General features: G+C 47.5%; 26 protein-coding genes. 22 read left to right on the top strand and 4 right to left on the bottom strand.

The window, feature by feature from the left end; all coding sequences use genetic code 11:
• Positions 1-44 precede the first annotated feature (44 nt).
• From OXN25_18750 to OXN25_18720, 7 genes are all read left to right on the top strand, one after another.
• Complete coding sequence (locus OXN25_18750; GenBank protein MDE0426895.1) at positions 45-848, top strand: aldo/keto reductase; 804 nt, start codon at positions 45-47, stop codon at positions 846-848.
• A gap of 64 nt (positions 849-912) precedes the next feature.
• Positions 913-2,187 carry an MFS transporter gene (locus OXN25_18745; protein ID MDE0426894.1) on the top strand — a complete coding sequence of 425 codons (1,275 nt, stop codon included), beginning with the start codon at positions 913-915 and terminating at the stop codon, positions 2,185-2,187.
• A 42-nt stretch (positions 2,188-2,229) separates the two neighbouring features.
• A complete protein-coding gene (locus tag OXN25_18740) occupies positions 2,230-3,372 on the top strand; it encodes a phosphotransferase (protein ID MDE0426893.1) in 1,143 nt (380 codons plus the stop codon).
• Positions 3,373-3,484: 112 nt separating this feature from the next.
• A complete protein-coding gene (locus tag OXN25_18735) occupies positions 3,485-3,892 on the top strand; it encodes a cupin domain-containing protein (protein ID MDE0426892.1) in 408 nt (135 codons plus the stop codon).
• Positions 3,893-4,040: 148 nt separating this feature from the next.
• Positions 4,041-4,676: a hypothetical protein gene (locus tag OXN25_18730; GenBank protein ID MDE0426891.1), complete on the top strand. Its 636-nt coding sequence runs from the start codon at positions 4,041-4,043 to the stop codon at positions 4,674-4,676.
• 209 nt (positions 4,677-4,885) lie between these two features.
• Complete coding sequence (locus OXN25_18725; protein ID MDE0426890.1) at positions 4,886-6,187, top strand: AAA family ATPase; 1,302 nt, start codon at positions 4,886-4,888, stop codon at positions 6,185-6,187.
• A 3-nt stretch (positions 6,188-6,190) separates the two neighbouring features.
• On the top strand, positions 6,191-6,622 hold the full coding sequence (locus OXN25_18720; GenBank protein MDE0426889.1) for a hypothetical protein: 432 nt from the start codon (positions 6,191-6,193) through the stop codon (positions 6,620-6,622).
• A 44-nt stretch (positions 6,623-6,666) separates the two neighbouring features.
• On the opposite strand, the gene OXN25_18715 is transcribed toward OXN25_18720, so the two are convergent.
• Positions 6,667-7,047, bottom strand: coding sequence for an HIT domain-containing protein (locus tag OXN25_18715; protein MDE0426888.1), 381 nt, complete (start codon positions 7,045-7,047; stop codon positions 6,667-6,669).
• Between the two features lie 225 nt (positions 7,048-7,272).
• Between OXN25_18715 and OXN25_18710 the strand changes: the two genes are divergently transcribed.
• A complete protein-coding gene (locus tag OXN25_18710; protein MDE0426887.1) occupies positions 7,273-7,659 on the top strand; it encodes a hypothetical protein in 387 nt (128 codons plus the stop codon).
• A gap of 45 nt (positions 7,660-7,704) precedes the next feature.
• On the opposite strand, the gene OXN25_18705 is transcribed toward OXN25_18710, so the two are convergent.
• Positions 7,705-9,378, bottom strand: coding sequence for a thiamine pyrophosphate-binding protein (locus tag OXN25_18705; protein MDE0426886.1), 1,674 nt, complete (start codon positions 9,376-9,378; stop codon positions 7,705-7,707).
• A 279-nt stretch (positions 9,379-9,657) separates the two neighbouring features.
• On the opposite strand from OXN25_18705, the gene OXN25_18700 reads away from it, so the two are divergent.
• The 14 genes from OXN25_18700 to OXN25_18635 all read left to right on the top strand — a co-directional run bounded on the left by OXN25_18700 (position 9,658) and on the right by OXN25_18635 (position 25,054).
• Positions 9,658-10,500, top strand: coding sequence for a LamG domain-containing protein (locus OXN25_18700; protein MDE0426885.1), 843 nt, complete (start codon positions 9,658-9,660; stop codon positions 10,498-10,500).
• A gap of 20 nt (positions 10,501-10,520) precedes the next feature.
• The gene (locus OXN25_18695; protein MDE0426884.1) at positions 10,521-11,306 is read left to right on the top strand and encodes a phytanoyl-CoA dioxygenase family protein; all 786 of its coding nucleotides are present in this window, start codon (positions 10,521-10,523) and stop codon (positions 11,304-11,306) included.
• Between the two features lie 8 nt (positions 11,307-11,314).
• Entirely contained in the window at positions 11,315-13,453 is a 2,139-nt protein-coding gene (locus OXN25_18690; protein ID MDE0426883.1) for a hypothetical protein, read from the top strand.
• A gap of 249 nt (positions 13,454-13,702) precedes the next feature.
• Positions 13,703-15,058: a PQQ-binding-like beta-propeller repeat protein gene (locus OXN25_18685; protein MDE0426882.1), complete on the top strand. Its 1,356-nt coding sequence runs from the start codon at positions 13,703-13,705 to the stop codon at positions 15,056-15,058.
• A 3-nt stretch (positions 15,059-15,061) separates the two neighbouring features.
• A complete protein-coding gene (locus OXN25_18680) occupies positions 15,062-15,982 on the top strand; it encodes a hypothetical protein (protein ID MDE0426881.1) in 921 nt (306 codons plus the stop codon).
• 143 nt (positions 15,983-16,125) lie between these two features.
• Positions 16,126-17,580, top strand: a complete 1,455-nt coding sequence (locus OXN25_18675; GenBank protein ID MDE0426880.1) for a PQQ-binding-like beta-propeller repeat protein — start codon at positions 16,126-16,128, stop codon at positions 17,578-17,580.
• Positions 17,577-18,650 (top strand): hypothetical protein, encoded by a 1,074-nt coding sequence (locus OXN25_18670; protein ID MDE0426879.1) that lies wholly within the window; start codon positions 17,577-17,579, stop codon positions 18,648-18,650. Before OXN25_18675 ends, OXN25_18670 begins: the two co-directional genes overlap by 4 nt.
• A gap of 30 nt (positions 18,651-18,680) precedes the next feature.
• Complete coding sequence (locus OXN25_18665; GenBank protein MDE0426878.1) at positions 18,681-19,514, top strand: hypothetical protein; 834 nt, start codon at positions 18,681-18,683, stop codon at positions 19,512-19,514.
• Between the two features lie 15 nt (positions 19,515-19,529).
• Positions 19,530-19,856, top strand: a complete 327-nt coding sequence (locus tag OXN25_18660; protein ID MDE0426877.1) for a hypothetical protein — start codon at positions 19,530-19,532, stop codon at positions 19,854-19,856.
• A 2-nt stretch (positions 19,857-19,858) separates the two neighbouring features.
• Entirely contained in the window at positions 19,859-20,554 is a 696-nt protein-coding gene (locus OXN25_18655; GenBank protein ID MDE0426876.1) for a hypothetical protein, read from the top strand.
• A 1-nt stretch (position 20,555) separates the two neighbouring features.
• Positions 20,556-21,962, top strand: coding sequence for an aldehyde dehydrogenase family protein (locus tag OXN25_18650; protein ID MDE0426875.1), 1,407 nt, complete (start codon positions 20,556-20,558; stop codon positions 21,960-21,962).
• Between the two features lie 42 nt (positions 21,963-22,004).
• The gene (locus tag OXN25_18645) at positions 22,005-23,504 is read left to right on the top strand and encodes a sulfatase-like hydrolase/transferase (GenBank protein ID MDE0426874.1); all 1,500 of its coding nucleotides are present in this window, start codon (positions 22,005-22,007) and stop codon (positions 23,502-23,504) included.
• Between the two features lie 41 nt (positions 23,505-23,545).
• Complete coding sequence (locus tag OXN25_18640) at positions 23,546-24,625, top strand: membrane dipeptidase (protein ID MDE0426873.1); 1,080 nt, start codon at positions 23,546-23,548, stop codon at positions 24,623-24,625.
• Positions 24,626-24,640: 15 nt separating this feature from the next.
• Positions 24,641-25,054: a hypothetical protein gene (locus tag OXN25_18635; protein MDE0426872.1), complete on the top strand. Its 414-nt coding sequence runs from the start codon at positions 24,641-24,643 to the stop codon at positions 25,052-25,054.
• An 85-nt stretch (positions 25,055-25,139) separates the two neighbouring features.
• Here OXN25_18635 and OXN25_18630 read toward each other — a convergent pair whose 3' ends face one another.
• Together OXN25_18630 and OXN25_18625 are read right to left on the bottom strand one after the other, a co-directional pair.
• Positions 25,140-25,529, bottom strand: a complete 390-nt coding sequence (locus OXN25_18630) for a DUF86 domain-containing protein (protein MDE0426871.1) — start codon at positions 25,527-25,529, stop codon at positions 25,140-25,142.
• Positions 25,522-25,827, bottom strand: a complete 306-nt coding sequence (locus OXN25_18625) for a nucleotidyltransferase family protein (protein MDE0426870.1) — start codon at positions 25,825-25,827, stop codon at positions 25,522-25,524. The genes OXN25_18630 and OXN25_18625 overlap by 8 nt, the downstream gene beginning before the upstream one ends.
• Positions 25,828-26,040: the final 213 nt, after the last annotated feature.

The following is a 26,040-nucleotide window of genomic DNA, read 5'->3' as shown; positions in this document are numbered from 1 at the left end:
CGATAAACTACTAAAGTGTTAACCAGCACGTTTGAGGTAATATCATGGGTTATGAAATTCCGAAAACAGTTTTAGGTCGCACAGGCTTGACAGTCACTCGGCTCGGTGTCGGCGGCGCGTATTGTGAATCTGCTGAGGTGTACCGCAGGGCAATTGATGCTGGTATTAATTATATTGATACGGCGCGCGCATACAGAGATGGCGAGGATGAAAAAGTCATCGGAACAGCAATAAAAGGACAACGCGATAAACTTATTATTGCGACCAAAACACACGAACGCGATGCCATCAGCGCACGGAAAGACCTTGAAACATCTCTACGGACACTTAGCGTCGATTACATTGACATCTACCAACTGCATCATCTGAATACGCAAGACGGACGCGTCAAAGCACTGGCACCCGGCGGCGCGATGGAGATGGCACAGAAAGCACGAGAGGAGGGGCTTGTGCGATTCATCGGTGTGACTGGGCACGATTGGTTTCAGGTGCAAGAAGCGGTCGCCACTGGACTTTTCGATACGGTTCTCTGCTGGTACAATTGTGCGATGAAAATACCTGAACGTACTGTTTTTCCCGCAGCCGATAAACATGATACAGGCGTGGTCATTATGAATGCCTCGCGTAATGATAGACTCTTTGATGCGTCAGACGCACCATCCCCAGAGGAATTCTATCGCTATGTGCTGAGTCATCAGAGCGTCAATGTAACGATTATGGGATTGAGGGACATTGAACGGTTTCATCGCGTTGCCAAAGCACTCTCCGAGCAAGAAACGTTAACATCCCAGGCGAAAATGGGTTTGGAAACCTATGGGGCACAGCTGCTCCAAAAAGGGAAATTATAATATCTGAAAGTTAGTAAGAAAATGAGTAAATTTGCCTACTTATTAACAGGCAAACGGAGTCTTGATGAACAAAAGTGACTCTAATCAAATGAACGTCCGTTCTAAAGAATCTTATCCGCATGAAAAACGCAATTTAATTGTATTCGCCTTGAATCAAATTGTGATGCGTTTCGGTTGGATGTTCAAATCCGAGTCTGTGGTCATTCCGGCGTTTATCGACACCTACACGTCGTCTGGCACCATCCGTGGATTGCTCCCACTCATTTTACGCATTGGACAGAGTTTGCCGCAATTTCTGGTTGCGCAGCGCGTTGCACAGATGCCGAAAAAACAGGCATTCTTCGTTTTCACAAGTTTCGGTTTTGCGATCCCGTGGTGCGTGTTGTCTCTTATATTGGGTGTAACAGACTGGTCAGCCAATATTATTGTTGCGACTTTCCTTGTACTATGTACCGTGCACTGGCTTGCTGTCGGTTGCAATCATCTGGCTAACGGGACGCTACAAGGCAAACTCATCAGTCCAGAAAAACGGGGGCGCCTCCTCGCTTACTCTAATATCATCGGCTGTACGATTTCGATTGGCCTCGCTTTTTATCTGCTACCGCGTTGGCTTTCTGATAACGCTGCCCATTATATAGTGCTTTTCAATGCAACGGCTATCTCCTTTGGTGTTGCCGCTTTGGTGAGTTTCTGGTTTAAAGAGCTTCCGTCACGACCCCAACGTAACGCTCCCTTTTTTCAGTTTCTCGGAGATGCCCTCCTCTTATTGAGATACGATAGAAACTTTCGACGATTTGCGATTGTTATCTTGCTGTTTTATTCAATCTGGCCCCTTTTTCCACATTATACCGTTTTCGGACAGCGGACCTTAGGGTTAGTCCCTTCCGGTTTTGTTGCGTTGATCGTCGCACAGAATGCGTCCAATGCCGTCGGTGCTGGCATCATGGGCAATATCGCAGACCGCTCGGGCAACCGATTGGTTTTGCGCATTCTGATATTAATCAGTGCCTGTATGCCGCTGTTAGCGATTGGCATTAGTCGCATGCCTTCCGGTGGGCAATTCTATTGGATTGTCTTTGCCCTTATGGGATTCACACCCGTGTCTGCTCGCATTGTCACAAACTATACCCTTGAAATCGCGCCACAAGAAAAACACCCACAATACCTCGGCGTGATGAGCCTTTTTCAAGCCATTCCCTTGTTTGTTTCACCCTTAATTGGAGCACTTATCGAGACATTAGCGTTTGAACCGGTTTTCATCAGCTGTTCAGTACTCGTTTCAATTGGGTTCTTGTTGACTTTCAGACTGGACGAACCGCGATTCAACCAAGGCACCTAATCACGAGCATTCGATTATCAAGTTAGTACAGGAAAATCCACCATGGGAGAGAAAATGTCGTGCCCATTTTGTGGCACCCAAGTTGAATACGCCATCGAAAATTCCCCCGATTGGTACCGAGATTCGTCTCTACCTGTCTATCGGATCGATTGTCACGATAGATGCAGACAGTATTGGCTCGAAGCAATTTCTGGTCACCCTCCACAGATTGATCCCGATATCCTTGCCTTCCTTGACTCCCTCAATGATGCACAACGCACGTTTATCTCCGAATCCACACAACACGCCTGCGACAACGACATTTTGATAGTTTATAGCAAAAGGGGTTTACAGTTCCTTGCCACCGATTGGCACTATGCAAAAGCGGCTGTTGGGTCGTATGGATTGAATAACGCCTCATTCCGAATTAGTGGGGTTGGATTTGATATTGCGAACATGTTGTTTTTCGTGGATACTGAAGACGCCCGGTTCACACTGAGACTCCATCAAGCTGGAACTGCTGTGTATAAAATTCAATCCGAAATCTATTGGCTACAGGCACTGCGGAATAAGGGTGGTATCAAGACCCTCTCACCCGTGCCAGGACGTGATGGCGAAATGATTCAGTGTACCTCTCCAAACGATCTACCGTCGCGCTATGCGACTGTATACGATTGGATTCCTGGCGAGACATTGGGTGCCCTTTCGGCAGCGGAAAAGACACCAGAATTGATTCGGAGTCTTGGATCAATAGTGGGTCGTATGCACTCTGTGTCGGAAACGTTAGAATTGCCAGACTGGTTTACCCGTCCTCGGTACTACGATATAGAGTGGGTTACGCTGCAAGTTGAAAAGGCACTTGCAAGTGGCAATATAGATGACTCAGCGGAGGCACGTGAAAAACTCGCTTCGCTTCCTTCGCGTTTCTCTCAGTTTGTTGCAGAACATGGTGAGAGACGAGACGCTTTTGGACTGATTCACTTGGATTTGGCACCGCATAATATCGTCGTCTCGGAGGGGCAGCTCTGCCCAATTGACGTGATGCAATTTGGATTTGGCTATTATCTTTCAGATATTCTAACGCTTTCACGCCAATTGAGTAAGTCTGAACAGGCAATTTTCTTTGAGGGTTATCAAGAAGTGCGCCTACTCCCGAAAGATTATCAGCAACAGTTGGCTTTATTTGAGGAGATACGGGCGTTGTGACCTAAACGATAAGCGCGGGACAGGGAAGAATTCTATGAAGGATACAATCTATTTAAGTTTTTCAGATTCAGGTACAACAATCAGACGTAAAACTTAATCTTGGAGGAAAAAGATGAAACACATTTATCACAAAGAAGATGCCGAAGTCGTACGTATCGAGGGGGAAGCACCACGAACCTTGTACACCCTCGTTGAACCGAATACTGTCGGTACTTCACATTTCGCGATGGGACTCGAAGAGGTCGATCCCAATAGTGAAATTCCACTTCACTCGCACAGTGAGGCCGAAGAGATTATTTTTGTCTATGGTGGACAAGGCAAAGCGTTTGTCGGTGATGAAGTTGCTGATCTGAAACCTGGTACAGTCATCTATCTCCCCCCCAATGTGGAACACCGCTTTGTTAATACAGGCGATGAACCGCTCTGGATTACATGGACGCTCTCACCCCCCGGTTTTGAGAAACAGATCCGCAGGATTGCTGATGGTTCTGCCGGAATGGAAGTCTTTAGCCAGTCCTAAAATACGCCTAAATTTTGAGGGAACTGTGAATTGAATCGTGGAGGATTTAGAAATTGAATATTACAACCTGGGGTTCGATCGCCTCTTCAAAGAACTTCACTTATAAAGTAGAGGCGAAACGCCCTGGAGTTCTAAAACAATTCTTGAATTGTTAGAACAGACCCGTCGAGAATTTGAAAAACTCATGGGACCCGGACCAGACGTTGTTATTCAAGTGGAAGATCGTCTCTGCGAACCGAACGATTATGGCGCGCGATCTGAGATAGACAGACAAATTTACTCCCTTCGAGAGCGCTTTAAAAAAATCAAAATTATCTGCGAGCTCCCGATCGATTATGGTCACACAGAGCCTGAGCGGGATCTCGCGTACCACTTTTTCGTTTATGAACTTTTGCATTGTTGGCTCGGCGGAGCAGTCTCGAACAACTATAGGCTGATCGTTGAAGCGATTGCCCAGTATATGACCGGTTGGGTACTCGCCTACTTGGGATGGTGTAGCGAAGATCTATTGGTTCAGGAGCGAGTGAGCTGGCTGGAAATGGCAGAAACTGAAGATCCACCCTATACAACTATTGCCATATACAAACTTCTGTTCGATGATATGTATGCGGTGGAGCCAGAGAATCTATTCGCTTTCTGTAGAGATTTAGCTAACTGTTTTCGTCAACAACGCAACCGAGAAGAAATAGACATCCTACCGGTCTTGCAGCACTACTTGGGAATAGAGTTCGGAAGAAGAATAGAAAAGCAACGCTACAAGACAGGCAGAGTTCAGGGTTACTGAGTTTCTTGACCCTTGCTGTAGGAAGAAGTTTTCGCTTGTGCCTCTCCTTAAAATCGGGCGAAAAAGCCTAAAACTAAATGACTCCAAATTTCCGACGGATTCTGTTGACATCCTCCATTGGATATGTTACCATAAGGCATGCAGTGTATTGAGAAAACTACAAATCAATATATCTCAGAATCACACAACAATGTTGTGGAGATGATGCTATGAACATTACCCAATTCACAATAGAAGATGTCCGCTGCTTCAGTGAACGCCAAACGCTTGAAATTCGCCCCCTGACCTTTTTAGTCGGTGAAAACAGCACCGGTAAAACGACAGCGTTGGCGTGTTTCCAGGTGTTGGCAGATTATTTGCGAGGAGAAGGGGTAGATTTTAATGCGGATCCCTATTCCATGGGGATCTTTAAGGATATCGTCAGAAACAGTAGACCGAAAGCGAAGAGTTTTAAACTGGGGTTTACTGTTGACTTTGTTAAATGGATAGTCGAATTTACCCAAAAAACGGGAGGAATTGAGCCTGCAATAAGTTCGCTCAGTCTGAAGTTATCAGATGGCGAAATTGTTTTCAGAGTTGTAGAAGATTGGGCAGATAGGCCAGATCGTTTAATTGACTTTGATAAAAAGCACAATCGCTGTCAAATAAATTGTGATACTGACGATTTGAACATTTTTCACTCCTCCTTCGTTTCTGGATACCTCGACCTTGAATTAAAAAATTTTTTGGAATACGACGCTGAAGAAAAAACAGCTTTAGCAAACTATGTAGAAACACTCCAAAATTCGGAAAAGTGGCGATACGACCCCTGGTATATGGGGGACGAGCTATTTGTGTTTAGTACGTCCCCGATTCGCTCACGCCCTAAACGAACATACGATCCCACCCGAGAATTTAATGATCCAGAAGGCAGCGATGTTCCTATGTATTTAATGCGGATTGAAGCAATTGAGAAAAAGGATTGGGAAGCGGTAAAAACACAATTAGTTGAGTTTGGCAGGAATTCTGGACTGTTCGAGAACATAGACGTAAAAAACTTTGGAGGCTCCTTAGGTGCTCCGTTCCAATTGCAGGTCAAAGTGCGCGGTCCTAAAGCAAATATCATTGATGTTGGCTACGGTGTAAGTCAAATTTTACCAGTCTTGGTGCACATTTTGAAATCTGATCCTTCAGAGATGACCTATTTCTTACTACAACAACCCGAAGTCCACTTACACCCAAAAGCACAAGCGGAACTTTCCTCTCTATTAGCACGATTGGCAAATGAGGGGAACCGGGCGTTCATCGTTGAGACGCACAGCGACTATATGATTGACCGTGTGCGTATTGACATTATAAGAGGCAATATCCGTCCCGAAGATGTGTCGTTGATCTATTTTGAACCAAAGGGACGCATCGTCAATGTGTATAATATCGGTTTTGATAAAATGGGTAATATGGAAAACGTACCACCACATTACGGCGAATTTTTCCTAAAAGAATCCAAACGGCTCCTGGGGTTTAAAGAGTAAGCGATGTGTATTATTGTTGATACGAACACTTTTCATAAATTCAGGAACCCAGACGATGAAGATATGGAGCCTGTGTGGGCTTGGTTAGAGAGAAGAAATGGCAAAATCGCTTATGCTGATATAGAGAAAATAGAAGATGAATGGGATAAAGGTGGAATGCAGAATCTGAGAAACCGCCTAAGACAAACCGGTAGACTCAAAGTGGTGCCCTCTGAAGATGTGCAAGAAAAGGCAAATGAACTCAAAGGTGAGACAGCATCAGATGATGAGCATATTATCGCATTGGCACTGATAGCAGGAGTAAAAGTGTTAGTATCCTACCGAGAAGGGGACAGAGATTTATTTACGGATTTTAAAAGTCGTAAATTCATTGGCGGCAAAGTATACACACGAAAATCGCACGCACGTATGTTAACCAAAGATACTTGTCCCTAACTTTAAATGTTTAACGAGTCCTTGCTATCAACAATAACAACTTATTAGATTCTCCTGCGATTAGACTCTTGTTTCAGCCAGTAGCGAATCCCTTTACCAGCATAAGGCTCAGACGTATAACGTGGAATCACATGTAAATGCGCATGGAACACCGTCTGTCCAGCTACAGCACCACAATTCCAACCCAGATTGTAACCTTGCGGGTTGTACTGAGCATCAAGCAAGGCTTTAACTTCCGTAAGCAGTGAAAACGTAGAAGCAATTTCTTCTTCGGTGAGATCAAATGCTGATTCCCGATGTACTCTTGGTACAATAATTCCAGAGCCTTGCAGTATCGAATGCTTTAGATCGATAAACAGGTTTAACTCGTTCTCAAGTAGAATAACATTGTCGTTGACTTTTGGTGGGCAGAACGGACAAACCATGGTATATGTGTCTCCTAACTATGGTAAAACCAAAAAAGCGAGCTCCGGCTCACGACTTCGAGAAATATACCTACAAACGTGAAAACTAAGTAGTCCTGTGTTTGTCCTGTAAGGGCGGCATGTTTATGGAATTTTGATATGATCAGGAGATTCATGACATAATTTCCCTAATAGAAATGATACGGTAACTCAACTCTGCATTTGAAGGAAGTTTTAGTGAGGCTTATGAATGTTTTTGTAAGACTGACAACTGGTATCGGATACTTGGAATTTGTGGCAGTTATGGGATTCTTAGTGTTTTTATGCTTCCGAACGCGGTCAAAGGGTCTGATATTAGTCGCCGCGGCACTGCCCCTCATCAAAGTCAGGTTTCTCAATTGGATTGTCGCTGCAGTTCTCAACGCATATAATATCGCGCAATGGGAACCGGGGGTAGACGTAAGGGGCGTAAAATTGCGACAAAGATTGGATATCGCCATTATAACCACTGGTATAGAAGATGTGTTATGCTACAGTTTGTGTTTACTCGGGGCATTTCTAATCTACAAAGAGTGGCAACACGGAAAGTTCAACTATCCTCCAATCCGAAACGTACAGGATAACGCACTATAGGCGGTGCGAGGCACGTGGAGCCCCGCACTATTGCAGAATCTGCTTTTACGAAGGCATCCACGCCCGCGGCGCAATCCCTTCGACATGCGTTTTCACATCCACAACTGCCGGTCTCCCCGAATCAAACGCTTGGTCCAGCGCGCTCGCGAGTTCACTCGGTTTGTTGACCGTAATCCCCAGACATCCCATCGATTCTGCCATCTTCGCGAAATCCGCATCTGGGAACAACCAGAGTTCATCAGAGCCAGCGGTCCGCCCTCCGTAGACCGACTCAACACCACCCTGTTCTTGGTTCAGTGAATGATTATTGTTTACCACAATAACAGCGTTAATACCAGATTTCATTGCTGTATCCAATTCCGTCATGTGATACCAGATACCGCCATCACCTGTGAAACAGATCACCGGTCTATCGGGTTGTGCGCACTTCGCTCCCATCGCAGCGGGCACCCCCCATCCCAGCGAACCTGAACACCGTATGAAAGACTGATCGGGATGCTTAAAATCAATCATTGTGCCGGTCCAGATGCCTGAATGCCCCGTATCGGATACAAGGATCGCATCTGAGGGTAGATAGTCGGTCAATTCACGGCAGAGACGTTCTGGGAGCATCGGTAACAGCTCCGAGTTCACTTTCCCACTGACATCCTCTTTCCAGTCTTTTACCAATTCCTGTACGCGGTTAACCCATTCAGTGCGCGGTGCTGCGGCTTCCGCGGCTTCAAGCATCCGACGGAGTGTATTCCGCACATCTCCCTGCATGCCTAACTGGATTGGATAATTGCGTCCCAGTTCATCGGGATTAATATCGAGTTGGACAATCGGTGTGCCTTGTGGTGGAATCTTATACCCATTGGTCACCTGTCCACCGGTATGGCTCCCGATAAAGAAAACAAGGTCTGCTTCGCACACGGCTTGGTTCGCACACGCCCGCGAGTATGAACCGGGGGTTCCAACTGCCAAGGGATGATCACTGGGGAACATCGCTTTCGCATTCAATGAAGTCGCCACTGGAATCGAAAGTTTTTCTGCTAATTCGACAAGCTCCGCTCGTGCATCCGATGCCGTTACACCGCCACCCGCCACAATAATAGGGCGTTCCGCGTCAGTAAGCAGCCTGATAGCTTCTGTGACCTTTTCCGCTTCTGCTTCTGGCCGGAACGGCGGTAACTCGGTAAACGCCTCTTCAATGATAACCTCAAGGTCCCCCTCCCGATCAATGACCGAAGAACCTGCGATTCCTTCAAAATCCAAGTGTGCAGGGCCCGGTGTTCCTGTTGTCGCAGCACGGAAGGCTTGACGTAGATAGAAGGGAAGTTGCTCGGGTGTCGCGACATACGCGCTATATTTGGTAACCGCAGAAAACGGATTAACGTGGTCTACCTCCTGATAGGCATGTCGTTGCTGATTAATTTGGTTTTCTTTTCCTGTTAGCGCAATCACGGGTGAACAGGCGAGATAGGCATCTTGTAACCCTGCGGCGAGGTTGACCGCTCCAACCGACTGCGCCATACAGAGGCTGGGACCCCGTTTCACGCGGGCGTAGGCATCTGCCATATACGCCGCTGCTTTTTCACCGTGTGTTTGAACGCGCTTGATCCCAAGATTTTCCATCTCCATTAAAGCCCGTGGTCCAATGTAAGGCATGAAAAAAACGTGGGTAATTCCATATCCATGGACGGTTTCAGCAATAAACTTAGCACCTGTCATTTTCGGCATAATTTTTCTCCTCTGCTTGGCAACGTCGGGGTCTTCATAGCAACTAACGTAGAGACAAACTTGCTCTACAAAAGTAGTGTAGCCTGCAACTGGATAGATATAAATCCATTCTATCAGTTTTCAGCACAACTTGCAAGCATCAACTTCAGGGAAAATAAATTTAACAAGAAACCGCTAAACGTGCTATAATTACTTCACCGATCCCAAAAGCCTCAAAATCACATCAGAAATTTTCCACAGATGCGGAAATATACTTGCTTCTGCAAGGAGGAAAGTATTATGAAAAGGCTATTCTATCTCTTCACCCTCATCCTCACGCTTGCAATACTTTCACCCAATGGACGAACGGAACCAGTCGTCACAGATGGACTGGTGAGTTATTGGACGTTTGACCAGAAAGACATCGCTGGTGGAACTGTCAAAGATGTCTGGGGTGAAAATGATGGAAAGATAGTGGGTGCCCCGAAAATTGTCGGCGGACACGTTGGAGAAGCTCTGGAGTTTGACGGGAGCGACGATTACGTCAATCTAACAAATCTCGGCGACTTTGGCGAACAGGTCGCTACATCTACTTTTGAAGCGTGGGTCAAAACGAGTTTCAAGAAAGATTGGACGACGCTTTTCAAAGTCCTCGATCAGGGCTGTAATATGGCATGGGCAATCGATATCAACCGTAGTGCGAAAGCAGGATTCCCATTCGCTGAGGACATCGTTCACTACTACGTCCGCCAAAAATCGGCGGCAGGGTGCAACGCAATCGCTGTTGAAATTGAGTTTGCTCTGTCGGATGGCAAATGGCATCACATCGTTTTCGCAATTGAAGATGCGGGCGAATCTGAGGTTAGCATCTATATGGATGGAGAACCCCAAGAGGTCATTGTAGGTGATGCCAAAAAACTTGATACTTTTATTCCGTTTGTGGAGCCCGTCTATATCGGTGCTGCGAACAATCGTGGGAACGTCGAACGTTTCTTCCCCGGCATCATTGATGAAGTTCGCATATATGATCGACCTCTGACTGATGCCGAAGTGCGCCGAAACTTTGAATCAAAAATTGGGTTGTCCGTTGAGACAACCGAGAAGTTGCCTATCGTGTGGGGGGATCTCAAAGCGGCACGGTAACATCATAAGGAGTATATATTATGTTGACACCTGAGGAAAAGTGGTTCTTTGACCACCACGGATTCATCATCCTCCGCAAAGTCGTTCCGTCTGAGGATCTCAAGTGCATGATCGAACTCGCCAATTGGTGGCACGAGGTGACGCTGGATGAACTCCCCCCACCGCTAACTTCCACTTCCCGTACCGGTACCCATTCACCGACGATTGCGCATTGGATTAACCATATCCAATACGGTGATCCAGTATTTCAACGGCTTGTACTCAATTTAGAGGTTATGCGGGTGATTATTGCTCTGACGCGCGGAACACCTTGCCTTGTTGATTGTGCGCTGACCAAGAATTACACAACCTCTGACGACATCAATTTTCATGCTGCTGGTCAAGATTACAGTGTAGAAGCATCAGGACCTCGCGCAGGTTTCCTTAACGCTGGTATCTCCTTAGTTGACGTACCACCCGGAACAGGGTTTGTCTGTCTTCCGGGGAGTCATAAACGAAACTTTGAACCACCTGATAACCTCTCGATTTACGATGGACCTCCTACAGTTATTAACGTCCCCGTCGGTGCAGGCGATTGTGTTATCTTTACAGAAGCACTCTATCACGGGGGCAGACGCTGGACAGAAGATTACCCACGCTTTACCATCTTCAACCGCTATATTGATAACGGATCACACAAAGCCTTGCCGATTGAGAGATATAAACATCTGATTTCGGATGAAGTCTATGAATTGGAACAGCCAGCGATCCAAGGACGACGCAAACGGGTAGTGGCGCGGATTCTCAATGATTTAGAAGCACCTTGAGGGCAACAATGCAAACACCCGAAACCACCGAAGGCACGCTATACCCGATTGGAAAACCGGGACAAGTGGCAACGTACGAACATGAAAGCGAAGCCTCACTCCCTAAAACCGTTGTGAAGACGCTAACCCTGGCAATTGGTTCGGTTGAAGAAAAGGCGGGTGTATTTTATCAGGGGTTGTGTCTTCGTGCAACGAAAGCATCTGGTGAAAAATTCGCAGTCTGGTTGCTCAGCAAAAACTCTCCTTCCAAGAACCTGAAGGGAGACAGGGCAAACATCTTGCGCTATATCCTACAGATTAGAGATGACCTGCCCTTGGAATTCCACGATAGATTTACAGGGAAACCAGTTTTGCCGGGACTCGGTGCGTGGGAATATCTCTTTCCGAAACCTACAGACGCAACGCCACAAAACAGTCCCTTTCCACAAATAACAAAGTACCTTGGACATACCTATCGGCTCTCGGATATGTCCAATTTAGACGAATTCGCCGAACCGCCGAAAACGCAACTTCTTTCCCTCCGTCCAGATGTTCTTATCGGACCTCCGAGTAACACAAGACAGAAAGATGAAACGCGCCGCTACGACACATCTGATTATGAACTTGTACTGCTAACAGAAGCCGACTATGACGAAATGATCGCAGCGGGCATCAACTGCGTCCGCGTTGATGCGGAGCAAGTTAAATGGGTTAAAAACCGCAGTATCTTTTACTGGGGTATTGACGCGGGCTCACTGGGTTACCCTGAATGTTTATATCGCAGCAACTACCTCGGTCCTACTATTTTCATGGACGAACCTGCTGTCTGCACGCGGGACCACGTCCTGCGACCGAAACTGGCAGCAGACCCGGAATTTCGGAAAGCACTAACACCACAAATTGCCTTTGAAGCGTTTCGGGACTATTTCCATACTGCCAAATACGACGGCGCGCCGACTCGGCTATGGACAGCACTGGAATCCGATCCAGATGTAGATTTGGGAAACATGCAGTTTCTCCAAGAAAATCTCTATACATGGGAGACGATGATTAGTTCTGCGGTATACCAACTGTCAGAGGGAAACACGGCATCTCCTACTGCGATAGTCTTTGAGCCGCCCGGCAGAGTTGGAACGCTGCGAACACTGCCTGAAATGAACATGACTTATGGCTGTCAAATCCCGATAGACGACCCCAAAAATCTGGCGAGTATCCTCTACGGATTCCTACGAGGTGCTGCCAGACAAACAGATAAAGATTGGGGGATGAGTATCTACGGGCAGGTACACCGTGCCGATGCGTTCTGGTTGCAGACACACGCCTACGACTTAGGAGCAAGGCATTTCCACTACTGGGATAATCATCAACTTGCTTGTGTGCCTTACAACGAGGTCCTCACACTTTCACGAAACCTGAGTGCCCATGTCGAAAGTCATCCGCATAGAAATCTTGACAAACTACGCACAGCGGCAGAAATAGCCATCCTCCTTCCTCCTGGCTACAACCTCGGTCACGTCGAGATGGGAAGGGGCAATCTCTGGGGTTTGGGAGAGCTTAACTTAGAACGGCACAATAGAGAGGGAGTCAAATATCGGACTGTGATGCATAACTTCTTTATCGAGATTGAGAGAGCAATTCGACTCGGCGTTGCCTTTGATCTCCTATGGGATTTAGAAGGACTCAAATTGTCTGACTATCGTGAAGTCGTCCGTATTCGGGAAGATGGTAAAGTGGAGGTCCGTGAAGGTCAGGAGACGGTCTTACACGAGGGCGCGAGGACACCAACCCGTCCAACGGGTATACCGCCGGTGTTGACTGTTGATGTGTCTATGCCACAAACCGATACCCCGCTTGAAGTACATGCTTGTGCGACTGTGACCGAAGGATCTGCTGCTGTTTACTACACCCGGGGTGCTGACGAAAATGGTGTGTATAATAATGAGATGGTGCTCTGGGAGTTGTTCGGTCCTGAGGAAGAGGATTACCGATTCCTAAACAGAGAGTACTCCGAAGTTCACATTAATCAAGAACAAACAGAAACCAGAGTGGAAATACGTTTTAGGCTTAAACGTCCAGGAAACTATCGCCTTCGCGCTGCAACCGTTGATATGGCAGGTCGCACAACAGTCGCGTGGCGGAGCATTGCAGTTACCAGTAAGACAACTTAATTGGTTCAAGGAATGTTTAGCAAAGCAGGACTGACTAACATTTCTTATTTAAAATCTCCCTCAAAAATCCCAAATGTGGTATAATAGCATATCAAAAGGTATTGAGAACAAAACGATTCGGCGCGCCTAATACGAGGTAAACGTAGCATACTGTGGCGTTTTCAGAAGAAGCGTCGATTTAAACATTCACACCTTTGTATCGTCTTAAAATTACAGACATATCAAAAATAAACCAGGGGGAACAGAAATTTGCACTACCGAAAACAGGGTTTTTTGGCGCAATTCATAAGCCAAAATTTGCTCTACAAAAGCCTGCTATCCATTTGCCTTGTTCTGCTCGCCGTACCTATGCCTGCCTTCGCTGGGGATTGGCCGACGTGGCGAGGACCGAATCAAGACGGCACCTCTGCTGAAACAGGATTAATCTCAACTTGGTCACCCGAAGGTGAAAACCTTCTCTGGAAGGCAGAATTTATAGGACGCTCTACACCGATCATCCTCAACAACAGAGTCTACGTCATCGGACGTGTCGGCAAAGATATTACTGAACAGGAACGTGTCGCCTGCTTCGACGCAGAAACCGGCGAACTGCTCTGGAATTATCAATTCAACGTCTTTCATACGACCATTACTTTCAACCGAGTTGGATGGACGAGCCTCGCTGGCGATCCCGAAACTGGGAATATCTATGCACACGGTGTCCAAGGACTCTTCTTCTGCTTTGACAAAGACGGAAACATCCTTTGGTCGCGTTCACTCACAGAGGAGTATGGACGGATATCGGGATACGGCGGACGCGTTCATACGCCGATTATTGCTGGCGACCTCGTCGTGATTAGTTTTCTCAATGCAGGCTGGGGTGATCAAGCCATGACACGCCACCGCTACTTCGCTTTCAATAAACACACCAGTGAACTTATTTGGATATCAACTCCCGGCGGTAGACCGTTAGATACGACCTACTCCACCCCCGTCGTTGCGAATATCAACGGACAACAACTTATTATCGGTGGCAATGCGGACGGCAGTATCTATGCCATGAAGCAGAACACTGGGGAGATGGTCTGGGGGTTTAAACTGAGTCAGCGCGGCATCAATACATCCGTTATCGTTTCAGGCACGAAAGTCTACGCCTCACATAGCGAAGAAAATATCGATAATACGGAGATGGGACGTGTGGTGTGTATTGACGCAACGGGTACCGGAGATGTTACCCAAACGCATGAGGTCTGGCGATACGACGCAGTTAACGTCGGGTACGCATCCCCTACGATTTACGGCGGACACCTCTATGTTGTGGATAACTCCGCCAACGTTCACGCTGTTAATGCTAATACCGGCGAACGCCTCTGGATACACAACATCGGCAAAGTCGGCAAAGGTTCACCTGTTTGGGCAGATGGTAAACTCTACGTCGCAGAAGTCAACGGTGTATTTGCTATCCTACAACCCAGTGAAACGAAATGTGAAACGCTTAGCAGCCAAGAAATAAACCGAGTGGACGAGGCGCATTACGTCGAAATTTACGGTTCACCTGCTATCGCCGATGGACGTATCTACTTCACCACAGAAGAACACCTCTACTGTATCGGGAAGGAAAACTAACCTATGAGAAATTTTATCCCAATCTATGCTGTTTTGATTGTGTGCGTTCTTGTTATTGGTTGTGCCAGCAAAGAGATAACACCAGAACCTGTGGAGAGGTCAACGGCTCCAGCTGTCTCGCTCCTGATTGCACCTGCTGAGAAACTCACCTCTGGGGAACCGGTCGAATTTAGCGTTATCGGTTTTGATGTAGATGGAAAACAGACAAGTGCAGTAGCGCCTATAGAATGGACATCAGCTGGCTTGATGGGTACACTTCAAGACAGACGCTTCACACCCGATAAAAGTGCGGGCGCACATGCAGGCACGGTTACCGTTCAATCGGGCGATATAAAGGCAACAGCGCGTGTTCGCGTCATTCCATCGCTGCCGTGGACAGAAGATTTTGAGACAATCGAACTCGAAAAATCACCAGTTCACTGGATCGGATCGACTGGCAAATTCTTTGTGCGTGAGATAGAGGGTAATAAGGTTTTAGTCAAAACCCCTGCCAGAGTCGGTTTAGACCGGTCTAATGTTTTCCTGGGCCCCTCGACAATGAAGAATTATCAAATCCAAGTCGACCTGATGGGAACAAGAAACAAACGCAGACTGCCGGACATGGGACTCATTGCAAACCGCTATACATTGGATATGCAGGGCAGACACCAACGCCTGCAAATTCGTTCCTGGGCATCAGACTTACGGATGGCAAAAACAATTGACTTCTCGTGGGAGACGGATGTCTGGTATACAATGAAAATGATGGTAGAGACGACGGAGAATAAAGCAATCATCCGTGGCAAGGTCTGGCGCAGCGGCGAACCTGAACCGGAAACATGGACGATCACTGCTGAAGATCCATTACCAAATCACGAGGGAAGCCCCGGTATCTACGGCTACTCCCCGGCTAATATCCATTACGACAATCTAAAAGTATGGTAATTGGCTGTCAGCAGTCAGGGCGCAATCCTTCGGATTGCTTTCGGCAGTCAGTAAGGTGGGTTTTCAAAAATCAAAGTCCTCTTTACTGAAAGCTGACAGTTGATAGCCAATGGCTAATAACCACTCAAGAAGGAGTCATTCAATTGAAACCTCTTTGGAAATCACGATTTACCGACATTATAAAACTTGCAGTGCTTCTCGTGTTTGCGGTATCTACTGCTTCCGCAGGAACAGAGATTGCCCTATGGGGTGGTACGTTAAGCCGTAATATGGTCTCTGACGAAAAAAATGTTCCGGCGAGTTGGGATATGGAAACCGGCGAAAACATTAAATGGACAGCAGAACTTGGTTCGCAAAGTTACGCGGGACCGCTTATCATTGGTGGAAAGGTTTTTGTCGGAACGAACAACAAAGCACTCCGTAATCCGAAACTGACCGGCGATCGCGGTGTCATCAAGGCGTTTAACGAATCTGATGGCGAATTCCTCTGGCAATCAACTCATACGAAACTCACTTCAGGACGGGTCAACGACTGGCCCCTACAAGGCATCTGTTCCACACCGTATATTGAAGGTGATCGGCTTTACTACGTCTCCAATCGGTGTGAAGTCGTCTGTATTGATACTGAAGGCTTTCTCGATGGTGAAAACGACGGGCCCTTTACAGAAGAAACAGAAACAAGTGAGATTGATGCCGACATCATTTGGAGTTACGATATGATGGACGAGTTGGATGTCTTCCCGCACAACCTCGCGACCTGTTCGCCACTTGCTGTTGGTGACCTTCTCTTTTTAGAAACGAGTAACGGCGTTGATGAAGGACACATCCACATTCCCTCACCTGATGCTCCATCCTTTATCGCTTTAAACAAAAACACGGGTGAACTCGTCTGGGAGGATGCCTCCCCTGGGGAAGATATACTGCACGGGCAGTGGTCGAATCCGGCTTACGGTGTTATCAATGGTGTTCCACAAGTTATCATCCCCGGCGGCGATGGTTGGGTCTACGCTTTTGCGCCGGAAACCGGGGACATCATCTGGAAGTTTGATTGTAATCCGAAAGATTCTGTTTGGGAACTCGGTGGTCGTGGTACACGCAATAATATTATCTCAACGCCTGTCGTTTATGATGGCAAGGTCTTTGTTGCTGTCGGTCAAGATCCAGAACACGGCGAAGGCGTAGGACACCTCTGGTGTATTGATGCCTCACAAACCGGTGATGTTACCGAAACGGCGGGGGTCTGGCACCTCGGTGATGAGCAGTTCAATCGTACGATGTCCACTGTAGCGATTGCGGATGGACTCCTCTATATTTCGGATTTGAGTGGTTTCCTCTACTGTTTAGATGTGAGCACCGGGGACCTTTATTGGAAACATGACACCTTCGCTGCCATTTGGGGTTCGCCTTACGTTGTAGATGGCAAGGTTTACCTCGGCGACGAAGACGGTGATGTGGTTATCCTAAAAACAGGGAAAACAAAACAAGTGCTGTTTGAAACGAACCTGGGCAGTGCTGTCTATACGACACCTGTCGCGAAAGACGGTGTGCTTTACATCGTAACCCGCAATACTTTGATTGCAATAGAAGAGAAGCAATGAACCTTACCCGAAAAATTACTGAAGCCCAAAAAGCACTTGATGCACACGTCCGGGAAATTGTCAAATGGCACTTCAGTCCAAAGACGGGATCTCCCTTCTGGCTGGAATTCGCAGAAAACCTCGACTTTAATCCGAGAAAAGAGATTGGCAGCTATGCCGACCTCAAGTGTCTTGGGCATTTCCAAGACGAATGGCTCCGCGGGGGACCTGTGCGTCGCTGGGTGCCGAAGGCTTACGCCAACGAACCTATTTACGTCTTTGAAACGGGTGGCTCGACAGGTGTCCCAAAGTCTCGGATTAGCATTCGCGATTTTCATATTGACTATGAACTGTTCAGTAAAACGCTGTCTGACGAAGGCTTTCCACCCGGTAGCGATTGGCTGATGTTGGGTCCGACGGGTCCGCGGCGTTTACGACTCGCTGTTGAGCATCTGGCACAGCATCGCGGAGGTATCTGTTTCCATGTAGATCTCGATCCACGTTGGGTGAACCAACTCGTGCGTTACGGAAAAAATGAGGAACTGGACGCGTATAAAAACCATGTCATATCGCAGGCACTCAACGTGTTGCGTGCCCACGAAAACGTTCAATGTCTCTTCACAACACCAAAACTACTGGAGGCACTGTGCGAAAAAATTGCCTTGCCAAAGGTGGATATCAAAGGTATTTTTTGTGGCGGCACGGAGATGGATGCCCAGTTCCATCGCTTTGCTCGCGAGGAGCTTGTTCCCGGTATTGACTTTATTCCGACTTATGGGAATACCCTCATGGGATTAGCCACTTGTAAACCGTTTGATCCGGCAGATAACTATGCTATTATCTACTATCCGCCGCAACCGCGCGCTGTCATTGAATTGGTCAACCCCGAAAACCCAGAGGAAACTGTCGATTACGGCGAAACCGGACGCGTCATACTCACAACGCTAACGAAAGAATTTTTCATGCCCCGTTTTTTGGAGCGTGACGAAGCCGAACGCGCCGAACCGATTCCGGAATACCCTTGGGACGGCGTTGAAAATCTTCGTTTGCTCACAGAACTTCAAGAGAGTGTTGTTGTTGGTGTTTACTAAGTCGTCCTAACAAACAGGAGAGAAAATAAGGTGATAGCGGACTTTAGCAATGTTCTTAGCAGTACAGCGAGTGTGCAAGTACAAGCATACTGGGAACCAATTGTGGATTCCACGTACAACTTGCATCAGCCCACACAAGAACAGTTCGATAGGCTCAAAGCACGGTTGCCAGAATCAGTGAATATGGAGTGGAAACAAGCGTTAGAACTTTTCAATCCGAAACCTGTGCACCCGTTGAAGAACTACAACCAAACCGACTTTCAAGTTTTTCTACCGCCTTCGACTGTTAATGTAGGGGATATTTGGGAACTTGACTCGAAAAGGATTCTTCCTTTCCTCTGTCAGTTTCACTCGGGTGCAACAACGGAGATCACCATCTTTTCCCACAGAACACAGAGAGCTGAAGGGTTAAAAGCATGTTTACGGGCGATTTCGCCCAATTACGCCGAGATTGTCTTCCGAATTCATGCGCAGTTCGTGTTGGACGCGTCGGGTATCCGTTTGCTGCCAGCGCAGTTTGCAGGGTGCCTGTTACTGAATCGAAAGGAAGGAGCAGTTATTAAGTTTTCTCTGTTTCTTCCATCACGCAATAGCAATGTAGATGTTAATGCTTTCAGGACAGCAGACATGGCTTTTATTCCGCGCATGGAACTCTCCACTTTATCAAGCGTACCTGTACGTGAGATAGCATGGGAAACAGCCATTCCTGCTGAAGCAGCCCGCAAAAAACTAATGACTGTGTTCTACAAGTTTGCTAAAATTGAGTGGGTCCCGATTGAAGATGCCATTGAACTCGCGAAAGCAACAAATCGTCCCATCCATGCGTTAGTTTTATTTGGTGCACTTGATGATGAATCGTGCTGAGGGAGCGGTAAAATTTTGAGAGCGGGTCCGCTCTCCACATCGAAAGTCATTAAGCTGCTCAACACAAAGTTTGTCAATACATGGGTTTTACTTAGAGAATTGCCGGAACTTCAAGATAGCGCGAAAGGGACCGCCGCGGCTACACTCGCTATGAAACTCCAAGAACACTTTGTTTATCCAGTTGATTCCCTGATTCTGACACCGGAACTGGCATTTATTCAACATCTACCGACAAACGAGTTTATCAAATCCTTTCCAATCACGAAAGAACGGAAATCCGAATATTTAAAGTGGCTAAAGACCTCTTTAGCACAAGTAGATAAACACGAAAAAGGAGTTTGAATATGATAACGAAAATTGAGAAAGTTTTCCGATCTCCCTATTCGGTGCCCAACGGTTTACAAGTTACAGAAGAAGGTTTGTGGATCGTCGATCAGATTACCGATAGGGTCGCCTTGGTTGAAATCACAGCGGACGAGGATTATACCGTGCCGAAACTCATCCGCGACATTCCGAGCGAATCTTCCAACACGAGCGGAATGACGTCCGGTGATGGCGCGCTCTGGTTAGCCGCGAATGGATCTGGCGCACGTTGGCGTCCCGTCCGGGATACAGATGCTGAGACAGGCGAGGTTTTCAAAGTCGATCCTGAAACCGGTGAAACCCTCGGACGCTATCCAATACCCGATGGCGGCGGAACACACGGGATCGAATACGACCACTACGATGAAGGACACTTATGGGTCCAAACGCTTAAGAATCAGGTCACGCATAAGATGAGAATTTCGGATTGGTCTGTCCAAAAAACGCTCCCGTTGCCTCACGGACGCGGACACGGCATGATTCGCGTTGAAGATGGACTTTGGTCAACGCATACTTCTGATAGGGTTATCGTCAAACTTGATCTTAATGACGGCACGCCGCTTGATGTGATTGAGGTTCCCGAAGATTGTCCCGAACCGCATGGGTTATCCATCTACGGTGACGATTTCCTCTACTGCGATGCCTCGTCTGGATGGGTAGCGAAAATTACATGGTAAAATGATACATATCCCAATTTTACGCGCCGGACGTTCTTACAGAAGTCTGAACACCGTTAGCGTGACACATATTAAAACAGGCGAACCTTTAGTCGAGGTGAGCCAAGCCAACCGTGGATTGATAGCGAAGGACCTCGTTGACATCGGTCTCCAAAAAGAGGCACTTGGGCAACGTTCGGTTGCTGAATTGATCTCTATTTGCAAGGCGGCAGCGCGCCTTTTCACAACGGCGACGCTGCCACTTGACGGTACTGAACAATCCCCGACAGATTATATCCAACAAGTATCCGGGACAACGGGCTTACCTGAAGCCCTCTGCCAACAGAATCTGCTCAAGATTCAAGGGGTTTTGGAAAACATAGATACGGTCTTAGACGGACTCACCCGCGGCTTGGATCTACGAGTCCTTGATATAGGTTGGGGCACTCAAAACGGACGGACGTTGAGTTACGTCTGCGAAACAGACTCACTCGGTGCTGTGTTACCGAGCAATTCGCCAGGTGTGCATTCGTTGTGGGTGCCTGCGATTCCGTTGAAAGTCCCGCTTGTCCTAAAACCAGGGCGCGAGGAGCCGTGGACTCCGTATCGTATCGCACAAGCGTTTATCGCGGCAGGTGCTCCCGCAGGGGGGTTCAGTTTCTATCCTACCGATTATACCGGTGCCAACGAAATCCTGTCTCGATGCGGACGTTCTATGCTTTTCGGCGGTGGAGCCACTGTCGCCCCGTGGGTGAACACACCTCGTGTTGAGATTCACGGACCGGGACGCAGCAAGATCGTCATCCACGAAAGCAAACAGAACAATTGGGAGCAGTATCTTGATCTCATTGTGGAATCGGTCACCAAGAACGGGGGCAGGTCCTGTATTAACGCCTCTGGTGTGTGGGTAACCGCACACGGACGCGAAATTGCCGAAGCGTTGGCAGAACGCTTGGCACGCATTGAACCGAAACCGCTGGATGATCCAGATGCAGGCATCGCAGCGTGGGCGAATCCGAAAGCTGCCTACGGTATCTCGTCGTTGATCGACCGTCATCTCAAAGAACCCGGGGCAACGGAATTAACAACCGGTGATCGCGTTGTTGAATTAGATGGGTGTACCTTCCTCAGACCGACCGTTATCTGGTGTGAGGATGCGGAACATCCGTTGGCGAATACGGAATTCCCGTTTCCGTTTGTGAGTGTTGTTGAAGTGTCATCGACAGAGTTAGTCGAATCTATGGGGGCAACGCTGGTTGCTACGGCGATTACGGAAGACGCAGCATTAAGACGAGATCTCGTGGCTACACCGCTCATTGATCGACTTAATTTGGGTGCTGTCCCGACGAATCAGATCTCTTGGGACAGTCCGCATGAAGGGAATTTGTTTGAGCACCTCTATAGACAACGCGCATTTCAACTTGAGTAACATCTGAAAAACTTAAGTTTTCAAATCTTTAGTATCACAGTTATGACGGATAACCCGAATGTCATTCTCATCTTCGCAGACGATCTTGGACGCGGTATGCTCAGCTGCTATGGTCAACAACATTTCGAGACACCGAATATTGATCGTCTTGCAAATGAGGGAATGAAATTCAACCACGCCTACGGTTGCGCGTTTTGTGCGCCATCGCGAGCGAGTATGCTAACAGGTCTTCACGATTGCCACGAGGGGACCTGGACCTATACCCAAGGCGGACTTTACCACAGGTTGAGTGCTGGCGAGATGACTTTGGACCAAGTTACGGAATTGCTTCATACCACCGGACTCCAAGCAGGTCCCGATGACATCTTCTTGGCACAAATTGCGGAACATGCTGGTTACACCACAGGACAGATTGGAAAACTTGAATGGGGTTTTGCCACAACTGGGGAGCGCATCCGGCGGCACGGTTGGCAGTATCACTACGGCTACTATGATCACCAGCGTTGCCACGGTTTCTATCCGCCTTTCCTTTTTGAAAACGGACAACCAACATACATTCGGGGAAACACACACGCCGACTGCGCGGTAAATCCGAATTGGGAGTCCGAAGAAAATATGGCGCGCCGCAGGAACCGAGAGGGGAAAGCGGTATATTCTCAAGACATTTTCAACGAAAAAATCATCGAGTTCCTTCGCACCCACCAAGACAAGCCCTTCTTTCTCTATCATCCGTCTCAACTACCACACGGACCGATTGCCATCCCTGACATCCATCCAACGGTGAAAAACGTTCCAGAATTAACAACCTATGAAAAAGAATACGCCTCCATGATCCTAAAACTCGATGAGACTGTTGGGATCATCTTGGACGAACTCGAACGACTCGGAATTGACGATCGCACGATGATTGCCCTCTGCTCTGATAACGGCCACGAAGTGTATTATTTGCAGGAAGGACGCACCTCCGGTCGGCGCCAGAATTTGGACGGTGAGCCGTTTGATGAGATCACGACAAAATTCTATTCGGAGACGGGTGGCGATGTGTTCAATGGAAACGACGGTATGGGTGGTTTAAAGTTTTCGAGTTGGGAAGGTGGCACACGTATCCCTTACATCGTCCGGTTCCCCGGAACAATTGCCCCTGATAGCGTATCAAACCATATCCTTGCGAACTACGACCTGATGCCGACCTTCGCTGACCTTATAGGAGTCGAGTTACCGGAAGGAAAAGACGGTATATCGTTCTTACCGACCCTGTTTGAACAACCTGAGGCTCAAGAAACCCACGAGTGGATTATATATGCCTCTCGACTGGGGCCAGCGTTGGTAACGTCAGATGGTTGGAAATTACGATATATTAATAGCACGGACACTTTCCAATTATACCAACTCAACGACGACTACCGCGAGGAAAACGATGTTTCGGCGGATTATCCTGACATCGTTGCTCGGTTGAGTGGTTGGATGCTCAGTGCTTGTGATGGCGATTATCGAAATGGAACGCCGCAAGCACATTTCGCTTCCTACCCAGACAGCGATTGACGTGATTCTTCCAATTCCAACACATCAGAGAGGAATATTTTATGCTTATTATTGATGCTCATCTTGATTTGTCAATGAATGCGTTACAAGGCAACCGGGACTTGCTAAGTTCGGCGTATACAATTCGCACTCAAGAAGCGCGTGTGTCCGGGAACCAAGGCACTGTCGCGCTCCCAGAGATGCGTCAAGGACGAATTGCCTTGAGTTTTGTCACGCTCTTTGCCCGTTCTACTGGTAGACCTTCCCCTCATTCTGATTATGCTACGCCTGCCCAATCCTACGGTATCGCACAAGGACAACTCGCTTATTACCGTGCCTTAGAAGCAATCGGATACGTCCGTATCATCACGAACACGGAAAACTTGGATAGACACATCGAGGCTTGGCAGAGATGGGAAAGTACAGCGATAGGCGACGCAAACGATTACGATAACACACCCGCGCTGGGGTTTGTGATTAGCATGGAAGGTGCTGACCCGATCTTGACCCCGACGCAATTAGAGGAATGGGCTGATGCTGGGTTACGACTGCTCGGATTGACACACTACGGCCCGGGACGTTACGCTGGTGGCACAGGCACAGAAATTGGACTCACCGAACTCGGCCGCCCGTTGCTCGCTGAAATGGAACGTTTAGGCGTTGTGCTCGATCTTACCCACTGCTCCGATCAGGCGTTCTGGCAAGCGTTGGAACACTACAATGGATTGGTCCTCGCCAGTCATAACAACTGCCGCGAACTGGTTCCACATCAACGGCAATTCAGCGATGAACAATTACGTGCGATTTTTGAACGAGATGGCGTTATCGGTGCTGCATTTGATGCGTGGATGCTCCAACCGGGTTGGGTTACGGGTGAAACTTCAAATGTCAAAGTTACCTTGAACAGCGTCGTTGACCATATCGATTATGTCTGTCAACTCGCTGGTAACAACCGGCACGCTGCTATCGGTACAGACTTAGACGGTGGCTACGGGCGTGAACAGTCTCCGAGCGATTTGGATACTATCGCTGACCTACAAAAGATACCGGCGTTGCTGTCTGCACGTGGTTATAGCGATGACGATATTGCGGCTATCATGCACGGTAACTGGCTGCGACTTTTACGCGAGGCGTGGGCTTAGATAAGGAGACCTTTCATGAACCAAATACTTAGGGTTCTTGCCCTCATTGTTATTGGATTATCTGTTTCTCTGATGAGCAGCTGCACAAGTATGAATCGTCCCGATATTGACATTGGATGGAAAGGCTTCAGCGGCCAATTCGGTCTGAATAAACGTTCGGATCCTGTCCGACACGTCCAAGGCGGTGCAAGCATGAACTTGACCTACGATCCTCAAAGCCGTTCTATCAAAGGATATGTGGAAAACACGACTAACCGAACATTGAAACGTGTCAACGTTACAGTCCGCTTATCCAATGGCGTAAAACTCGGTCCAACGCGTTTAGCAGACCTTTCGCCAGGCACAACACAGGAAATCAAGTTTGCCGAGATAGATGGAAATTTTAGGGGGTGGACAGCACACGTTGAAGTCGGCGGGAGTGAGGATTAAAGGCTCAGGACTTACTCAGGCCCTTTACAGAAGATACCGCGTTTATTGGTGGATCGTGGCTATAGCGACACTGACATCGCTTCGATCATGCATGGTAACTGGCTGCGACTTTTACGCGAGGCGTGGGAATAGAGAAATTCATAGAAACAGGCGTAAATTTATTGGAAAAATTAGAGATGAGCGGGAGGTTGTTATTGAATTGGAAGTTGTCGGAATCCACACCAAAGTAGTGGTGAATGAGCCTATCCCGTGTGCGGGCAATTTCTTTCCAAGGAACACTTGGATATCGGTTCCGGAGTCCAACAGATAGTTTTTTAGTTGCCTCGCCAATAATTTCTATATTACGGATAACAGCATCCTGTGTCCGTGTATCCGAAAGAAATTCTTCGTACGTGATCTCATGCGTATAAGTCTTTATACGGCGCATCGCTTCCTGAATATCATATAGAAAATCTTTATCTGTCCTATTAGACATAAACAATACTTTCCCTAATTGCTTGAGCAATATGTGGAATCCGAATCCCTTGAAGCCCGCCTATAGTAAGCACATCCACCGATTTCCCAAGAATGTCCTCAAGGTAGTCAGCGAACTCCATGAATTTGAAACCTAACGGTATTTCAAATTCGACGATGATGTCAATATCACTATCTTCAGTATATATCCCTTTAGCGTAGGATCCGAATAAGCCAATCCTCTTAACGCCATACGCCTCGGCAAGGTATTCGGATTTTTCGGAAAGGATGTCTATGATTTTTTCTTTTGTTAAAATCACAGGTTTACCTCAAATCGGTAATTTAACCATCAATATCTGCTGATAATATGCTAAAGCGTAAAGTTTTGTAGCAAACAACTATCTTAGACTAACACACATCACAACCTATTTTACTACAATTGCACTGACATTTCAAATTTTAGGTTAGGTAGCAGATCGTTTCTACCTTGACTTTGTCGCTTTATGTCTGGTATCATGTTTAAAAATAGTGTG

It is taken from the genome of Candidatus Poribacteria bacterium (genome assembly GCA_028820845.1).
Taxonomy (GTDB): Bacteria; Poribacteria; WGA-4E; order WGA-4E; family WGA-3G; genus WGA-3G.
The sequence above is the reverse complement of the archived record's forward strand: the minus strand, read 5'-3'. Positions and strand labels throughout refer to the sequence as shown.

Coding starts and splice junctions, on each gene's coding strand:
- OXN25_18670 (MDE0426879.1), top strand. CDS start 17,577: ATGAACCTTACCCGAAAAATTACTGAAGCCCAAAAAGCACTTGATGCA.
- OXN25_18650 (MDE0426875.1), top strand. CDS start 20,556: ATGATACATATCCCAATTTTACGCGCCGGACGTTCTTACAGAAGTCTG.
- OXN25_18655 (MDE0426876.1), top strand. CDS start 19,859: ATGATAACGAAAATTGAGAAAGTTTTCCGATCTCCCTATTCGGTGCCC.
- OXN25_18745 (MDE0426894.1), top strand. CDS start 913: ATGAACAAAAGTGACTCTAATCAAATGAACGTCCGTTCTAAAGAATCT.
- OXN25_18635 (MDE0426872.1), top strand. CDS start 24,641: ATGAACCAAATACTTAGGGTTCTTGCCCTCATTGTTATTGGATTATCT.
- OXN25_18715 (MDE0426888.1), bottom strand. CDS start 7,047: ATGGTTTGTCCGTTCTGCCCACCAAAAGTCAACGACAATGTTATTCTA.
- OXN25_18645 (MDE0426874.1), top strand. CDS start 22,005: ATGACGGATAACCCGAATGTCATTCTCATCTTCGCAGACGATCTTGGA.
- OXN25_18735 (MDE0426892.1), top strand. CDS start 3,485: ATGAAACACATTTATCACAAAGAAGATGCCGAAGTCGTACGTATCGAG.
- OXN25_18695 (MDE0426884.1), top strand. CDS start 10,521: ATGTTGACACCTGAGGAAAAGTGGTTCTTTGACCACCACGGATTCATC.
- OXN25_18725 (MDE0426890.1), top strand. CDS start 4,886: ATGAACATTACCCAATTCACAATAGAAGATGTCCGCTGCTTCAGTGAA.
- OXN25_18740 (MDE0426893.1), top strand. CDS start 2,230: ATGGGAGAGAAAATGTCGTGCCCATTTTGTGGCACCCAAGTTGAATAC.
- OXN25_18705 (MDE0426886.1), bottom strand. CDS start 9,378: ATGCCGAAAATGACAGGTGCTAAGTTTATTGCTGAAACCGTCCATGGA.
- OXN25_18710 (MDE0426887.1), top strand. CDS start 7,273: ATGAATGTTTTTGTAAGACTGACAACTGGTATCGGATACTTGGAATTT.
- OXN25_18630 (MDE0426871.1), bottom strand. CDS start 25,529: ATGTCTAATAGGACAGATAAAGATTTTCTATATGATATTCAGGAAGCG.
- OXN25_18720 (MDE0426889.1), top strand. CDS start 6,191: ATGTGTATTATTGTTGATACGAACACTTTTCATAAATTCAGGAACCCA.
- OXN25_18750 (MDE0426895.1), top strand. CDS start 45: ATGGGTTATGAAATTCCGAAAACAGTTTTAGGTCGCACAGGCTTGACA.
- OXN25_18700 (MDE0426885.1), top strand. CDS start 9,658: ATGAAAAGGCTATTCTATCTCTTCACCCTCATCCTCACGCTTGCAATA.
- OXN25_18640 (MDE0426873.1), top strand. CDS start 23,546: ATGCTTATTATTGATGCTCATCTTGATTTGTCAATGAATGCGTTACAA.
- OXN25_18690 (MDE0426883.1), top strand. CDS start 11,315: ATGCAAACACCCGAAACCACCGAAGGCACGCTATACCCGATTGGAAAA.
- OXN25_18680 (MDE0426881.1), top strand. CDS start 15,062: ATGAGAAATTTTATCCCAATCTATGCTGTTTTGATTGTGTGCGTTCTT.